Below are 17,167 nucleotides of genomic sequence, written 5' to 3' on the forward strand. Positions count from 1 at the left end.
TTTCTGTATATTTCTACAAAAAGAATAGCGTTTTTTGATTATATGGATACAAATTTATCTTAGCTTGATTGCAATACCGAAAGTTCCGAAGAACCAGATTTGAGAATTAATGCAATCTTCCATTCCAAGCCATCCACATAAGAATCTATAATACTTTGAAACCTTTTATTTCAGGCTAATATTTAGTTTTATCCTACAAAATTAGCCTTTTACTATATCAACCGCACTATTCCACATACCGCTAAAGAAAGATCCTATTTCGCGCATAAAACGTGTAAACCAATTTGCTTGTTCTACTTCAGATTTTGTTACAAGGTCTACTTGTAATGATTTACCTGATAAGAACCCAGGATCTGTAATATCTTTAGGCGATATAATCATTTGACTAATTGTTACACCTTTTTTAATAGGCGCTTCTTGTTCTTTATTCGATACTTTAAATTCTTTTTTATAAACATCTTTGTTGCCCTTTGGCATTGGAAGTAAAACAGCTCGCTTCGTTTGAACAACTATATCTTTGTCCTTTGCATTTGCTACTCGCACTGTTTCATGACCTTTTACTACTGAATCTTTTCCATAGACCTTCTTCACTTCAAAATTCGCAAATCCATAATCATATAATTTCTTTGTTTCATCAAAACGTGCTGTATGAGAGTTTGCTTTTATAACTACAGAGATTAGACGCATACCGTTTTTTTCTACTGTACCAGTAAAACAATCTCCGGCTTCTGGAGTAGTTCCTGTTTTTAACCCATCTACACCTTCGTATTGCTTAATTAAGCCTTTTAACATCCAGTTAAAGTTCGTCATATCAATCGGATACTTGCCACCCTTTTGGAATGTTTTTTTAGGGATTTTTGCTGTATCTAATATTTTCGGGAAATCTTGAATAAGACGATGTGCTAAAATCGCACAATCTCTTGCGGACATTTTATTTTTCTCGTCTGGAGTTGTCCCTTCTGGGTGATGTCCTTTTAAATCATGGTTTGTTAAACCTGTAGAGTTTACAAATTTATAATTTTTCATTCCAAACTCTTTTGATTTATCGTTCATCATTTTCACGAAATTGACTTCTTTTCCAGCAATCTCTTCAGCTAAAGCAATTGTTGCACCGTTTGCAGAGTAAATTACCATTGCCTCATATAACTCTTTGACCGTATAAGAGCCACCATTTTCTAATGGAACGTTTGATAATGAGCGATCTTGCGAAATCTTATATGCATATTCAGAAATTTTAACTTTTTGATCCCATTTAAGTTTTCCTTTATCCACCGCTTCATGAACTAAGTATTCACTCATCATTTTTGTCATACTAGCAATTGCTAATGATTCATCTGCATTTTTTTGATATAAAATTTTCCCGGAATTTGCTTCTACTAAAATTGCTGATCCTGCTTCTACGTCTATAGCAGGAACTGTTTCCGCTGATGCTCTTCCAAATGTAACGGCCATGCTACAAAATAGTGTAAGCACTGTTACTATTGTAATAAATCTCTTGCAAAACATACTTTTCACTTCTGTTACCTCCAATATCTTTGTACTCAAAAAAACGTTATTTTAACATAATCCTCCAAAAAATAGACAGCGTTATCAAATTCTATATACATATAAGACATTAGAACCACTTTCATATAGACCATCTCATCCCACCCTTTTAGGCACACTGACACTTAGTGTTCCCACACATATCCCTCTTTTTAATACCTTTGTATTTTTCGAAATGATCTGTACTTTCATATCTTTTAGGATTACACTTAATAGACAATCTAAGTAATACATTTGTTCCACATTTATAAAAAAATAAAACCAGTGTGCCCCGGTTGAATACCGAAACACACTGGTTGCTAAATTTACTATCGTCTTTTCCATTGTTCATATCAATGAACTTTCCCTCTATTCTGTTAATTACTTTATAATAATAAACAAATTAATTTGTCAGTATCATGTCTACTATGAATGGCTTACTTGAATTATTAACTTAAGAAGTTTCTTAAGTTTTAAAAAAGCTTATGGAACCTTTCATTCCATAAGCCATTCTATATGATCGGATGTTCAACAATAAAGGCTATCCAACCTTCTTTATATTCTGCATGTATATTACCATTGTGAAGTTCAACAATTCTTTTTGAGATAGCAAGTCCCAGTCCATTTCCTTGATCACCTTTTCTGGCCTTATCACCCCTGAAAAATCTCTCAAACAATTTATTTGGATCGCTAACAGGTGGTTTCTCAGCTTTATTTGATACTTTCAAAATTGCTTTATTATCTATTACTTCAAGACATATTGATAATTCGGATGGCTTCATGCTGTACTTTATCGCATTTATAAACAGATTTTCATAAACACGTACCATTTTTTCTACATCCATAAGAATAGGTATTGTTTCTTCCGTTATTGATTTTTGAACAATTAAACTTTCCTATTCAAATATAGGAGTGTATTCTCCAACTATTTGCTCCAACAAACCTGATACATCAACTTCATTAAGGTTTAATCTGGCATCGATGTCTGATAAACGGGTGTACTCAAATAGTTCATCAATTAGATATTTCAATCTCTGTGATTTTAAATAAGTGGTTTCGAGATACTCCTGTAATTGTGCTTTACTGTCGTATTGCCCTCTTTTTAATAAATCTACATAGCCGATAATAGATGTCAATGGTGTGCGTAAGTCATGAGATACATTGGTTATGAGTTCATTTTTTGTACGTTCCAATCGTCTTTCCTGTTCAAATGTATTCTCCAATTCCTTGGACATATAATTAATATTTTGAGCAAGTTGGGTCAATTCGTCTTTTCCCTCAATCTCAATTGTCAAACCCAGTTTTCCATTGGCAATATCATTCACATTATCAGAAATGAGCTTCAAATATACTATTTTCTTTCGAACCAATATTAAAAAAATGATTATAAAAGTAAAGATCGCTAACGCAAATATAAGAAATGTAAGTATATTATTTTCAAATGTACTAAGATCATCAAGATAGTGATTTAGATTTAATGGTATTATAATATATATAAAAGTGAGGATTGTTAAACCAAACGAAACAAAAAAACTAACTGCAACAGCACCAAGAAGTTTTATTATTATCTTATTTCTAAAACTAACCTTCTTCATATTTTGTACCCAATTCCCCAAACAGTTTTAATATAAATGGGATGTTTAGAATCCTCTTCAATTTTGTCTCTTATTTTTGTAATATGCACCATGACGGTATTATCCGATTTATAAAAAGCATCTTTCCAAACTGCTTCATATATTTTTGCAACACTCAGAACAATCCCTTTGTTACGAGCAAGTAGTTCGAGTATATCAAACTCTTTTGGAGTTATCCTTACTTCCGTGCCTCTTATCCATACTTGACGTGTATCTGTATTTACGGTCAAATCACCAATTTCTAGGACACTTTTATCATTATCTGTATTTGTATTATATTTTTTAAACCTTCTTAATTGGGATTTTACTCTAGCGATTAACTCCAACGGATTAAACCGTTTTGATAAATAATCATCGGCACCAGAGGCTAAACCCTGAATTTTGTCTATATCCTCTGATTTTGCAGAAAGCATAATGATAGGCATATTTCGTTCTTCCCTAATCTTCATACACGCTTCAATGCCATCCATATTAGGCATCATAACATCCAAAATAATAAGATCGAATCGCTTTTCTTCTAACAGTTCTAACGCTTCAATAGCATCTTCTGCCTTTTAATTTTTCAGACCTTCATTTTCCAAATATACAGAGATAAGATTTCTAATCTCTTTATCATCATCAACAATAAGAATTTTTGACTCCATATGATTCCTCCACATTTTTCTCATATTGAACAACTAAAAGCATAAGCAGACGGTACATTTCTATCCTCTTTTTTGTAAACCTGCAATTGAATGACCAAAAGTAACATAATCGATATAAAAGATAACGTCTTAAATATTGTTCAAAATTTTCTTTAGATCCATTTACAATTAATAATTTTTCTTCTTCATTAAATTTAGCTTTTAATAAAAAAAATTATTTTGAGATTCCTTCTTTTAATTAATTTTTTTGATTACACCGGTAGTGTATATAACTTATAAAATGAAAAAAGAATCCTCTTCAATACGCTCTTTAAAGAAAATTCTTTTTCAAATCGTATTTTCTTTACTCGTTACTTATTTTCACCAGTTTTTCTCCTTGTTCTAAAAGTGTTTCATAGTCATTGTTCTCTTTAATTTCTTTGATTTTATTTTCAATTGTGGGCGTATTATTTATATTAAAGTACTTATTTAATACTTCATATGGTGTCTTTCCTTGTTTGATTGCACTATCTTCAATAGCTTCTTTCCATGGAATATTTACTTTGTCCATGCTTAATTCAAGGGCTGAACCAGTCTCATATCTCATATTCCGCTCTAAAAACCTTGGAGATTCTGCCTGTCCATTAGCAATGAAGTTGAACGCCTCCATAAAAGTAACATGATATGGCTTCTGTTTCTTTGCAAGTACCATAAGATTTCCACCAGTTAATTTACTATAACGATACTCTAAATATCGTGCTGAACCTTCTATTGCTTCAGTTTTTGTTTCTCCAATTAATTGAGGCCATTTTTTATAGCGATAGTTACGTACAATTGTCCAATCATATAATGCCTGATTAATACTTTCTGGGTTCGTATCAATCATTGCTTTATCTAATAGCTTAAATTCTAATCCCATTAGCGCGTAATTTTCTTTATTAATCGGATATTCGTGAATAGACTCTCCACCATTTGCATCATATGTCCAATCTTTTTGTTTATAAGCATGAAAACCTTCATGTAATAAGAAAGATGAAAAATCAAAATATAAATCTGGATTACTAAACATTTTAGGATGATATTTTAAATAAAATACATCCATATCGTTAATATTTATTGTCCCAAAGTTCCAAGGAATCCAGGTAGAAATAGTTCTAAAATCAAAACGAGTTAAGCGATAGACTTTAGATAGATGCAGAGAATTTGAGACTTTTATTTCCTTTGCAAAAATACTATTTTCTAATCCCGTTACATTAACTGCATAAGCTTCTTGTCTAAAGAATCCCCCGTCTTTATTACTACGTATCAGAACCAATGGCATTTTTTCGAAGCGATAATCTTCATTCCAAAGTTTATCACTCGATTCTTCGAAGCTCTTATAAATAGTAGATAATTCTTTTAACATGTTTTGATCCGTGTTATCTAAAGACTTAAACTCTGTATGATATGTTTTATTTAAAATTATGCTTCCCAACATAATTCCTATAAATATTACTAATAAGATTAAAATTACCTTTAAAAATTTTTTCAACACACACTCCTTTTCTAAAACGATAATCCTTATGATGAATAAAGTTTACAAGTTTTATGTTTATTTACACTCTTTTGGTGCAAACCCAATTTTAAATAATAGCTATAATAGACACAATGAATACAAGATATTTTTTTGAAAATTGTTCTATCCTGTCAAAATTCCGATAATAGTTAACAATTAATATTGGATGATTATTCAATTTTATTGTAAGGGGGATAGTGCAAGAGTTCCTACAAATAAGGTTAAAGTAGTACTCAATGTAGGAACGATGCTATTTTCCCTCTTCTTTTCCCTTCATTATTAAGATATAGAAAGAATAGTATTTTTCTTTTTTAATTGCTCATACATATCTTCTTGTAAGTTATACATGAAATGCGCCCCCTACTTGTATTTACTTTTTTTCTAACACTTTCTGCCGCTCATTGCTGCATATTTGTATCTCAAATCCACTTTCTATTTTGCTTACATGATATTTTTTCACTTCATCATAACGGGGGCCAATTATGATGATACTTAGTATACATAACATTATTACATTAACCTTCTTTCGGAAGTACAATTCTTTTATACAATTGAACTGTAATCCAGTAGTAAATCGAGTAAATCACTATGAAAATAACAATTGGTAACCAAATACGAAAATACGGATCGATTAAAAGAGGGCCAAACATATTCATACCAACTAATATGTGAACAATCCCGATAATTGCTGGGACTAAGAATACGAAGGATAACTCCTTATAAATCGATTGTGTTAATAATTCCTGGCGAACACCAATTTTACGAAGCATTTGGTAACGTATACTATCTTTAGATGCACCAGATAGAATTTTAAACATTAAGCAACTTGCCATCATTGCTAAAAACGCAATTCCAACGAAGAACCCCATAAACATTTGTCCGCTGGAAAAACCTTAATTTGCAATATATTGTTGATAATTACTATACAGCTCTTCAGATTTCACATTTTTATACTTAACTACCTGTAATTCATCAAGTTTTTTCCATTCTTTTAAATATGCTTCAAAATCATCTGTTTTCCCAATAAACACAGTACTTTCTTTACCTTTCATACTATCGTATATGTTTTGATCTACAATTTTTATTTTATGATCAGGATATATATAATTTGGCTGAATTGTTTCGAAAGCGTCGCTCCATTGTTTTGATTTTGCATCCTCTTTACCCCATTGTCTTGACAATGCAAATGCATCCATGGGAATCTCTTCTGAAACTTTCATTATCTTCTCATTTTTTCTGTCTGTTACTAAAGGATGATTGTTCTCTAGCTCTTCTTTTATATAATAAACATACTTATCATCTACTTTGTAACGATATTCAAGTTTCTCTTGAAATAAAATACTACTCAAAATGTTCTTTTCTTCTGCTGTTGGATTATGAACTACCGAATCGTAAATTGTTCCTTTATCAGTCTGCTTTAAAACGTCATTTTTAAATGCCATACCACACGCAATTCCACCTGCTCCAAGGGCTACTAAGATTGCTACCGTCGCAAGCACATTTGTTAAGCCATTAATGCGGAAGTTTAATTGAGCAAAGGTAAAAGCATTAAGCCCTTTTTCACTACGCTTTTTATTACTTTTTATTTTTTTATCATAACTGGGAGAAGTGATCCAAACAACATGTAAGTACTAACAGTTGCTGCGATTAATCCAAGAGCCATTAATGTAGGAACGGTTCCTAGATTTTTTGCCTGTGGTATATAGAGCAATGATGCATAACCAATACCTAACAAAATCAGACCAAGTAATGCAACTACAACTGTCATTTTTCCTTTTACCGCGCCACGCTCTGTTTGTGCACCTGCATGTACAAGTTGTAATATAGAAATACGTGACAATTTAATACTATTCATACTTGCTGATAGTACAAATAATGCAAAGAAGAAGATGCAAGTAACGACCATTGATGGAATGTACAAAGCTTGGTAACCTTCTCCAGTCAACTCCAATTGTTTCATTAATAACTGTCCGATACCTTCTGCAAGTCCTACACCACTTGTAATCCCAATCACAAGTGACGCCGCACCTAATATAATTGTTTCAAGGAACATCAGTAATGTAACTTTATACTTTTTTGCTCCTAACATCATATACATACCAAACTCTTTTTGGTGAAGAGATAATAAGAAAGAGTTTGCATACATAATGTAAAAAAATGTTACAATCGCTAATAAAGAGGAACCTATTTGGAATATTAATACAATAGGACCAATGTTTGCATTAGATTCAAGGAACACTTTATTTAGTGATAGCGTTTGAAACATATAGAAAGTAGAAATAGATACAATAAGACCAATAAGTAATACAATATAATCTTGCAATTTACTTTTCAACCCTGACATGGAAAGTTTAAATAACATGCCCAAACCTCCTTTCTTACACTTTTTGTGTGCCTAAATCTGCAAGCACGTCTAAAATTTCTTTATAAAACTCTTCACGTTTACCACCACGGTAAATTTCTTTATATAACTCACCATCTTGAATGAATAAAATACGCTGACAGTAACTTGCACTGTATGGATCATGCGTAACCATCATAATCGATACGCCTTGTTCTTTATTTAAATTTGTCATCGCATTAAGTAAACTAGTTGCATTTTTAGAATCAAGAGCTCCTGTTGGCTCGTCCCCTAAAATAATTGCAGGCTCATGCACTAACGCACGTGCTGCTGCTGAACGCTGTTTCTGTCCACCAGATACTTCAGATGGGTACTTTTGAAGTATTGTTACAATCCCTAACATATCAGCTACCTTTTCTACTTTCGGCCCAATTTTTCGTGATGGGACACCTTGAAGGGATAATGGAAGTGCAATGTTTTCGTAAATAGATAAATTCTCTAATAAATTAAAGTCTTGGAAAATGAATCCTAACTTTTGCAAACGGAAATCAGAAAGCTCACCTTGCTTCATTTTCGTAATATCCGTTCCTGCAATTTCAATAACGTCACCTGTCGCTTTATCAAGAGTTGAAATTACATTTAATAATGTCGTTTTGCCAGAACCAGATGGCCCCATAATCCCAACAAACTCCCCCTCTTGAATCGAGAATGAAACACCTTTTAATGCGTGTGATTGATTCTCACCTTTTTTACCGTACACTTTTTGAATGTTTTTACGTCTACGACTTGTTTTATCATATATATCCTCCTACGTCTCTATGATTGATAAGCTACCGTTTGGGTTGTTTCTTTTTCTTTTTCGTTTCCACTTGCAATGCCTCATCTGTAAAAGTATTAAACTTGTACCCCACCAATATATATCCTTTTATTTTTCAAAATAATAAGTCCTTTCATATTTTTGCAATACATAAAAATAGATATCAAACGGGATATATTGTATTCAATTTGGACATCCATTTTTAGGAATACACGTAATAGACCATCTAAGTAATAAATTTGTTCCCCGTTAAGATAAGAAAGCACTACGTATTTTGTTAAGAAAACAAAATGAATTGCATAAAAAAATCCATTTTCGCTATCTCAAAAAAAGAATCATTGCTGCAGATTTTATAAACTGTATAATGGCCGGCTCATGCACAAGTACACATGTTGCTGCCCACTAGATACTTCAGGTGGATGCTTTTAGAGTATCGCTGAAACTTCTAACATATAAACTACCTTTTCTACCTCCGGGCGAGTAATTCGCGATGGAACACCTTGAAGGGAAAATGAAGAAACAATTTTGTGCAATCATTTGAATTATAAATAAAACATATTAAGAACTACTGGTTATATTTCTTAATTTTTCTTAAGATAATTTATAAAAACTAAACCATAATGGGGAGATTATTTCATAATTGTTTCTAGTACAAATAATAAAAAAACTACATCCTATATTGAATGTAGTTTTTCTAGCTGATTTATTTATTTTTTACTTCATTTTTATAAAAATCAAATAATGGTTCAATGGCTGGACTAGATAAAAGAGGAATTGCCTTCTTAATCAATTCTCTATCCCAATCAAACCAACGCATTTCCATTAGCATATTAATTTCTGTATCAGTGAACCGTTTTTTTATTTCCTTAGCAGGATTACCGCCCACTATTGTATATCGCGGAACATCTTTACATACGACAGATCCTGCCGCAACAATTGCACCTTCACCGATTGTAACGCCAGGCATTATTATAGCATTCATACCAATCCAGGCATCACTTTTAATGACTGTATCACCCTTTGGTTCATAAGATTGTCCGATTTGCTCAGCGAATGGATACACTGTAATCCATTCTGAGTGATGATTATGATTACCACCCATTAAAATGATAACGCCACTTGCAATACAAACATAATTTCCAATAATAAGTTTATCAAGATGCCAACCCATCTGTTCAATTGGATTGAAAAGTGCTTGGGACTTAGCATCGCCCCATAAATACCTTACACAACCATCTTCAAAATTTTGATTTCCATAATACCCTGAATAATAGGAGTACTCTCCTACTTCAATGAGTGGATTTGTTACTATATCTTTTAAATACTTTGTTTCAGACCAATGATTAAATAATGGATGCTTCATAACTATATTCCTCGCTTCTAAGTATTGTAGATTTTTGCAATTTACTTAGAAGCTTAATACGACAGCGACATTTTTAAACTTTTTCAAACGACGAATCATTATCTTCAAGCCTTTCAGTTATAATGAAAAATCATAACGTAATAAATTACACAAGTCAAATTAACCAAGTTATAATAAATCCGAGAATGCGGACAAGAAAACCATTTTATATTTTTTTGAAACTCTTTATTTTTTTATTTAAATTACGGTACATGAAATTCACATGACACTTGTGTAGTAATACTTTCTCCTTATCAAGAGGATATAATATTACAGCAGAACTTTTACATAGGTGTAGCTTTTGAATAAAGTTTGATTAAATTAACTTAATAAACCTTGATAAAAGAGCGAATAGAAAAAAGTTTGATGATTTTGTGAACCTTACTCAATTAAAGCGCCCGACTGTGGTAGATACATTATCCTCAATTACTTCTTGGGGTAGCGTCAGGAAAATGCGGATTTACAACGCTAAGGAAATGTCACTTATTAAAAAAGCCGATTTCCATCTCAAGGAATCGACTTTTTAGTTATTCTTAATGAACTAACGCATACGTTAGTTCATTAAGTAAGAGGTTTGAAAAAATAGCCTGTATATATTTGAACGATGAATAACTTACCTATTTTCTTGTGTTAGTTTGCACTATATACAGAAAATCCAGAAAAACTTAACATATTATTTATCTGTTTGTTTTTGCTTCTTTTTCAAATACTCCGCACGCAATTTTTCAAGTTGCTGCTTTTTATCAAATTTGGCAGGCGTCTGTTTTTCATGAAACTTTGCCACAGCTGCCTGTCCTTTGTAATCCAATTGATATTTCCCCACTTTGTTCACCTACTTTTCTTATCTTTAAAGAGAATCTATTCAACAAATATAATATACCTTATTTTACTTAAGTAAACCTTATTAGTCAAAGGAACTTAAAGTAAAAAGCTTGATAACAAGGGGAAAATCAATCTAAAAAGTCGCTTTCCTTAGGTAAGGGAAAGCGACTTTTTGTGTAGTCTTATTCAATTAAATGGCCCGATTGTTGAAGAAAGAGATACTCTGCAAAATAGATCTTTTTATCAAACTTTATTTTAAATCAACAATAGGTAAATTTCTTGGCCATTATTTTGCTTCACATAAAATTCTATACAAAAAAGCGACCTATAAATTTAGGCTGCTTTTTATTCCGTCTTTTATTACTTAGCTAATTCTTTCGTTCCCTGCATTACATCAACGAAAAATCCCCAGTTATTCACAACAGAAGAAATACTAATATGTTCATCTGGAGTGTGAACATTAAAGATATCTGGACCGAATGAAATAGCATCTAACTCAGGCATTTTTTGAACAAATACACTGCACTCAATTCCTGCATGTACTGCGAAGATTTCAGCATCTTTGCTGTATTTTTCTTGGTGCACTTTTTCGAATAAATTACGGATAGGCGAATTAGGATTATATGGCCACTCTGGATATTCAGACTCTTTTTCAAATGTTGCCCCTACTAATTCCGCAATATACTTAATTTCATCTACAATATGTTGTTTTAAGCTACTTACAGAACTTCTCACTTCGCTTCGTAATTTAATCTCATCTTGCAGTGTTTGAATAACTCCTAAATTAGTTGAGCTTTCTACAAGACCTTTAATATCCATGCTCATACTTTGTATACCATTTGGAATTAAGAATAATGAAGAAATAAGCTGTTTTTGTGTTTCTTTAGAAAAGACTTTTCCCGCCTTTTCTTCTACTTTTGTAAGTGAAACATGAACATCCGGATCAACAGCACGTAGCTCTTCTTGTAACATACGTGTCCATGATTTTAGTTTTTCTTCTACTTGCTGTACATCTTCTGCACGTAATAAAATTGTAGCTACACTTTCACGCGGAATTGCATTTGTTTTTAAGCCGCCATGAACTTCACTCATATTAAACTGAATGTGAAGTGATAAATCACGTAAAACTCGTCCTAATACTTTATTCGCATTACCGCGTTGTTTATCAATTTCCAAACCAGAATGTCCACCTTTAAGTCCCCCAACATATAGTCGGTATGTGTCCATATCTACTGACGCTTCATCCCAAATCACTGAAATCGTTTCAACTGCTTTCGCACCACCTGCGCTACTCACTAGTAATTTATGATCTTCTTCAGAATCAATATTAATAAATATTTTTCCATCAAAATGATTTGAATCAACAGCGAATGCACCGCCCATTGTCGTTTCTTCTTCAGTTGTAATAACAACTTCTAAAGCTGGATGCGGGATGTCTGTTGAATCTAATAATGCTAATGCATATGCAACGGCAATACCATTATCAGCACCTAAAGTAGTTTCGTTTGCATATAACATATCTCCAATAATTCTTAATTCAATTGGATCTTTCTCAAAATCATGAACTGTCGCTTGGTTTTTTTCACACACCATATCAGAGTGCCCCTGAATGATAATAGCTGGAACATTCTCATAACCAGAAGTAGCTTCTTTTTTTATAATGACATTTAACGCTTCGTCTTGAATAACTTCTAAATTACGTTCCTTTGCGAAACTCACTAAGTAATCACTAATTTCTTTTTCATTACCTGATCCTCTAGGAATCTTTGAAATTTCTGCAAAATGATAAAATACAGGGTGCTTTGTTAATTGTTCTAAAGTAGAATACATTTTTAAGCTCCTCTCCAATTGACAAAATAATATGTACGTCCTTTATTATTATACCATGATTCATTATTTTACTTTTATTTTAAGATTTCAAAAATTCATTATAACCTATTCATTCCATCCTCATATTTTTTAATTTAGTGTAAATAAGCTATACTCTTACAAGATTGTAAGAGTGCTGTAATCAAAATCGATTTTTCTATTTAAAAAATAACCGCATACTTTAAATACATAATTTAAAGGAGATAATGAAAATGAAAAAATTTTTATCTGTTATTACACTAAGTTTATTATTTTGCAACTTAACTATCGGGTGCGAAAGAGCTTCTCTAAATAGAATCGGTAAGGATGTATATTACGTACAGATAAAAGGTGAAGGGTTTATTGAAAAGATAGAAGGTAGAAACTTACGGAACTACACATTGCCGGCATATGATGAAGATGGAGTAAGAAAACAAATTACATTTAGAAATAAAAAACAATCAAACGATCAAAAATTAAATGAAAAGGCATTTTTGTGCATTTATGTAGACCAAGAAAATAAAGATAAAAATGAAATATCATCGATTGAAGTAAAATCCTATGAAGAAATTCAAAAAGCGGATTTACCTTCAAAAGTAAAAGAAAAGTTTAATGCAAAATAAAAAAATACAGGAAAATGCTCTTATGCATTTTCCTGTATTTTTTTCACTCGAGCATATTTCGAACTATTACTATCCATAAGTTTTTCTAAACGATTTATATTTTCTGTTAATGCACCTTTCACAAGAGAGAAATCTGTATTTGATTCTTCTTTTTTAGTTTTAAAAAACGAAGATTTTTGAGCATTTACTTCTGCCATCTCTTCTCCCCCTTTTCAAAAAGATACAACCTTTTATTTATATTATATAGCAAATGCAGACAGAGTGTACACGTATCATTTTCTTTTTAATTCTTCTTCTAACTCTTCTACTTGCTGCAAAGTATCTCCTTTTATTAAAGAGAAATCTGTTGTATCTTCATTATCTTCTTTAAAAAAATCATTGTCATAATCTTTTATCACTACAATCACCTCTACGTGCTAGTGTAGGAATGATTGTCCAATTTTATACAAGCTTGTCTGAATTTGTTCTCCCTTTATGTATAGGTGAAAAGGACAGAAAAAGATTCTGTCCTTATTTACTAAAATAACTATGATGAATTGTTAAATTATATACATTTTCAAAATCTCGATCTTGAAGGTTATTTTTCTTCCCATCAATAACAATGAAAACATCACTAACTATTTTTGCTGGTATAATTCCGACATTTTCTACTTGCACCGCTTTCTGCTCATTCAATTGCTCGATGTGTTCTAATGGAACAATAATACTAAATTGAGAGCGGATACCACGAAAGTTTGTATTTAATTCCTTCACCGCTTCAAATACAACAATTTTCGCACCAATCTTTTCCCCATATGAATCTAAAAATGTGTTTAAGCTTTTTGTATATTCCTCTTCCGTATGCCATTCCATTGTCCCAAAGGCTGTTGGATTCACATTTTGAATAATTGTCGTATATATTTCTCCTCTTGCTTTTGAAGCAATTAATGACCTTTTAATTGATTGGACCGTCTTTCCAATATCGCTGAATTTTGCGCCCCATATTTCTGAAATATTTGGTGTCAAAATGAATGCAATATCAACGAAAATTACCATCGCAGTAAACATTAAAAGATTTTTCCAGAGGGTTAAATCTATTCCTTTTATCATGAAATAAACTGTGACTGATGTTATGAACAAACCGTACCACGTTTTTCGAATTCGTTGTTTCTTCTCCTCGTACAACTCTTCATTTCTCCAATAAAAGAAAACAAGAACAATAAAGACGATTGCTAAAATAAATAAGCCAATTCGAATGTTAGAGATCGTCAATCACATCACCCTCCATTCCAAAACTACTCACGATACCATTACATGCACAAACAGCTCTCTTTATGACAAAAGACGTGGACAACCTTCTAAAGTTAGCACCATCGCATATACATTAGAAGCAGGCCACGTCTTTTATCCCGCATTAACGGGCAGTAAGACCCCCCACCTCAAAATTCAGCGAAAGCAAAGACGTTAGGTGAGGGATCAACTGCCCATAAAAAGCCCGATTGGTGAAGGCTAATAATCAGTGCGGGATGAACACCCTCCACTGATTAAAGTTTCACTTTATCATGAATCTACATTGTATATGTAGACAAGCATGCGTTTCAAATTTTCATGTTAAAAAGAAATATGTTTCGGAATTTCCCCTTCAGGTACTTCTCCATCCATACTTAAGTAATAATGACGAATCGGACGTAATTTTTCATCTAACTCATAAACAAGCGGAATGCTAGTTGGAATATTTAATGAAACCACACCATCACTTGAAAGATTGTCTAAGTATTTCACTAGCGAACGAATTGTATTACCGTGCGATGAAATAATTACTTTCTCACCACTTTTTAATGACGGTGCAATTTCTGAATGCCAATAATCAACTACTCTTTTCTCCGTATCCTCTAAACATTCAGTCAATGGGAATTCATCTTTTTTTAACGTTTTATATCTTGGATTGTTCGCCTCATATCGAGGATCATCTTCAGTAAGTGCAGGCGGTCTCACATCTATACTTCTTCTCCAAATATGAACTTGTTCATCTCCATATTTTTTTGCAGTTTCGTCTTTATTCAATCCTTGTAGTGCACCATAATGGCGTTCATTCAACTTCCATGAGTTATGTATAGGGACCCAAGTGAGATCCATTTCATGCAGTACAATCCATAATGTACGAATTGCTCGTTTTAGTACCGAGGTATACGCAACATCAAATGTATATCCATTCTTTTTTAATATTGTTCCTGCTTCTCTCGCTTCACTTAATCCATTCTTTGATAAATCCACATCTGTCCATCCTGTAAATCGATTTTCAAGATTCCACAAACTTTGTCCGTGACGAATGAGTACAAGTTTTATCATTATAATTCCCCTCTCGGAAATATGAATTTTAAAATTTCAATACGTACACATATAAAGTTTTTGGCAATGTGAATTTTTTATCCATAGTTGCCAAATATACAGATAAAAATTTATGATTTTTCAAACTACAAAACAAGATACTGTTTCTATCTTTTATTCTACTGGTATTTCACGCTTAGACGTCCATGCATCAAATCCTGAACGGCTATTTGCCATTTCATTCATAACTTGATGCCAATTTTCTTCACATGATTCGCCAAACTGTGAGAAAATAGCTCCCATTTGTTCTCTTTGAACATCGCTCAGTTTTTTCTCTAAGTCTGTTCCTTCTTCTGTTAAAGACAGCTGTTTCACACGACGATCATGTGCAGCTTCATTACTCTCAATAAGTCCTTTATCTAACAGTTGGCGCAACGGTCCGTGAAGAGCTTGTTTACTTATTTCTAAAAGTGATAGCAGCTCATTTACACTAAGCCCTGGAAAACGAGCGATAAAAAACAGAATTCTATGATGTACACGCTGTATACTATACTCTTTTATTATTTCATCTGGTTTTTCTGTAAAAGTTTTATATGCAAAGTAAAATAATGCTAATGCCTCATTCATTTGCTCTTCTTTATGTTGTGTCATCTACTTTCCCCCTGTATGTAAATTATACCACAACTCAATTATGAATAATTAAATTGGTATATTGAGCCTAATTTCTTCATTCTAAAACCAACAAATTTCAACTATTATATTTTTGAAGGTTGTTTAATTCGTAAACCATACCTTCAAATAAAGTATCCAAATTATTTTTTAAAGAATTCTTAAGGAAATAGGTTAAATTCAAATGATAAATATTGTAAAATTTATTTATTAATATTTTTTTGAAAAACTCAATTGTGATTGGAGTGTTATTGTATGCAAACAAAAAAAGTTTATCTTTATGTATTTAATACGATGTCAGACTGGGAATATGGACATTTAATTGCAGAACTAAACTCAGGAAGATATTTCAAAAAAGAGTTAGCCCCTTTAAAGGTAGTTACAGTAGGAGCTAATAATGAAATTATTACTACGATGGGAGGACTGAGCATAAAGCCAGATATTTCCCTGGATGAATGTACTCTTGAGAGTAACGATCTTTTAGTTTTACCTGGAGGGACTACTTGGGGCGAAAGCATTCATCACCCTATCTTAAAAAAAATTGGTGAAGCGTTAAAACTCGGCACTATTGTTGCTGCCATTTGTGGTGCAACTGAGGGGTTAGCGAATTTTGGATACCTAGATTCTAGAAAACATACAAGCAATGATTTAGAATATATTAAAATGGTTTGTCCTAATTATAAAGGAGAACAACTTTATAAGATGGAACCTGCAGTATGTGATGAAAATTTGATTACTGCATCAGGAGTAGCTCCTCTGGAATTTGCAATGGAAGTATTGAAAAAAATTGATGTATTTGCACCAGATACGTTACATTCATGGTATAACCTAAATAAAACTTATAAGCCTGAATACTTCTTCCAGTTAATGAATTCAATTACTAGATAAGCTGAAAAATTAAATTAGCAGTTTTATATTATATAAAAAACTTAAAAAGCACCCCTAAAGTCGTTATAAATACAACCGATGACGGTTGTAAAACAAAAAATAAAAGGGATGATA

The 17,167-nt window shown here is 32.2% G+C and carries 12 protein-coding genes and 4 pseudogenes; 2 read left to right on the forward strand and 14 right to left on the reverse strand.

Annotation, left to right across the window (positions count from 1 at the left end):
• Positions 1–201: 201 nt before the first annotated feature.
• The 9 genes and pseudogenes from DN408_RS30320 to DN408_RS30370 form a co-directional block, all read right to left on the reverse strand.
• Positions 202–1,515, reverse strand: a complete 1,314-nt coding sequence (locus DN408_RS30320; RefSeq protein ID WP_078179186.1) for a D-alanyl-D-alanine carboxypeptidase family protein — start codon at positions 1,513–1,515, stop codon at positions 202–204.
• A gap of 521 nt (positions 1,516–2,036) precedes the next feature.
• Positions 2,037–3,119, reverse strand: a pseudogene (locus DN408_RS30330) (HAMP domain-containing sensor histidine kinase).
• A pseudogene (locus DN408_RS30335) lies at positions 3,116–3,802 on the reverse strand (response regulator transcription factor). The pseudogenes DN408_RS30330 and DN408_RS30335 overlap by 4 nt, the downstream one beginning before the upstream one ends.
• A gap of 343 nt (positions 3,803–4,145) precedes the next feature.
• Positions 4,146–5,312, reverse strand: a complete 1,167-nt coding sequence (locus DN408_RS30340; RefSeq protein WP_078214329.1) for a hypothetical protein — start codon at positions 5,310–5,312, stop codon at positions 4,146–4,148.
• 539 nt (positions 5,313–5,851) lie between these two features.
• Positions 5,852–7,698 (reverse strand): annotated as a pseudogene (locus DN408_RS30345) (FtsX-like permease family protein).
• Between the two features lie 16 nt (positions 7,699–7,714).
• Positions 7,715–8,475, reverse strand: a pseudogene (locus DN408_RS30350) (ABC transporter ATP-binding protein).
• Positions 8,476–9,197: 722 nt separating this feature from the next.
• Positions 9,198–9,857 carry a CatB-related O-acetyltransferase gene (locus DN408_RS30365; protein WP_078179313.1) on the reverse strand — a complete coding sequence of 220 codons (660 nt, stop codon included), beginning with the start codon at positions 9,855–9,857 and terminating at the stop codon, positions 9,198–9,200.
• Between the two features lie 712 nt (positions 9,858–10,569).
• Positions 10,570–10,719, reverse strand: coding sequence for a hypothetical protein (locus DN408_RS31710; RefSeq protein WP_002069316.1), 150 nt, complete (start codon positions 10,717–10,719; stop codon positions 10,570–10,572).
• A gap of 359 nt (positions 10,720–11,078) precedes the next feature.
• A complete protein-coding gene (locus tag DN408_RS30370) occupies positions 11,079–12,548 on the reverse strand; it encodes an aminoacyl-histidine dipeptidase (protein ID WP_002127427.1) in 1,470 nt (489 codons plus the stop codon).
• A gap of 251 nt (positions 12,549–12,799) precedes the next feature.
• On the opposite strand from DN408_RS30370, the gene DN408_RS30375 reads away from it, so the two are divergent.
• The gene (locus DN408_RS30375) at positions 12,800–13,189 is read left to right on the forward strand and encodes a YxeA family protein (protein ID WP_078214330.1); all 390 of its coding nucleotides are present in this window, start codon (positions 12,800–12,802) and stop codon (positions 13,187–13,189) included.
• A 20-nt stretch (positions 13,190–13,209) separates the two neighbouring features.
• On the opposite strand, the gene spoIISB is transcribed toward DN408_RS30375, so the two are convergent.
• The 5 genes from spoIISB to DN408_RS30395 all read right to left on the reverse strand — a co-directional run bounded on the left by spoIISB (position 13,210) and on the right by DN408_RS30395 (position 16,147).
• Positions 13,210–13,386, reverse strand: coding sequence for a stage II sporulation protein SB (spoIISB, locus tag DN408_RS31715; protein WP_003189253.1), 177 nt, complete (start codon positions 13,384–13,386; stop codon positions 13,210–13,212).
• A 75-nt stretch (positions 13,387–13,461) separates the two neighbouring features.
• Complete coding sequence (locus DN408_RS30380) at positions 13,462–13,587, reverse strand: hypothetical protein (protein ID WP_000588712.1); 126 nt, start codon at positions 13,585–13,587, stop codon at positions 13,462–13,464.
• Between the two features lie 112 nt (positions 13,588–13,699).
• Positions 13,700–14,440, reverse strand: a complete 741-nt coding sequence (locus DN408_RS30385; RefSeq protein ID WP_002017051.1) for a type II toxin-antitoxin system SpoIISA family toxin — start codon at positions 14,438–14,440, stop codon at positions 13,700–13,702.
• 339 nt (positions 14,441–14,779) lie between these two features.
• Positions 14,780–15,517 (reverse strand): 2,3-diphosphoglycerate-dependent phosphoglycerate mutase, encoded by a 738-nt coding sequence (gene gpmA, locus DN408_RS30390; protein ID WP_002032137.1) that lies wholly within the window; start codon positions 15,515–15,517, stop codon positions 14,780–14,782.
• 153 nt (positions 15,518–15,670) lie between these two features.
• Positions 15,671–16,147, reverse strand: coding sequence for a MarR family winged helix-turn-helix transcriptional regulator (locus DN408_RS30395; RefSeq protein ID WP_002017049.1), 477 nt, complete (start codon positions 16,145–16,147; stop codon positions 15,671–15,673).
• 273 nt (positions 16,148–16,420) lie between these two features.
• Between DN408_RS30395 and DN408_RS30400 the strand changes: the two genes are divergently transcribed.
• Positions 16,421–17,053, forward strand: coding sequence for a type 1 glutamine amidotransferase family protein (locus DN408_RS30400; RefSeq protein ID WP_002017047.1), 633 nt, complete (start codon positions 16,421–16,423; stop codon positions 17,051–17,053).
• Positions 17,054–17,167 lie beyond the last annotated feature (114 nt).

Origin of the sequence: Bacillus sp. AR13-1, assembly GCF_008042285.1 — a bacterium.
Lineage (GTDB): Bacteria > Bacillota > Bacilli > Bacillales > Bacillaceae_G > Bacillus_A > Bacillus_A mycoides.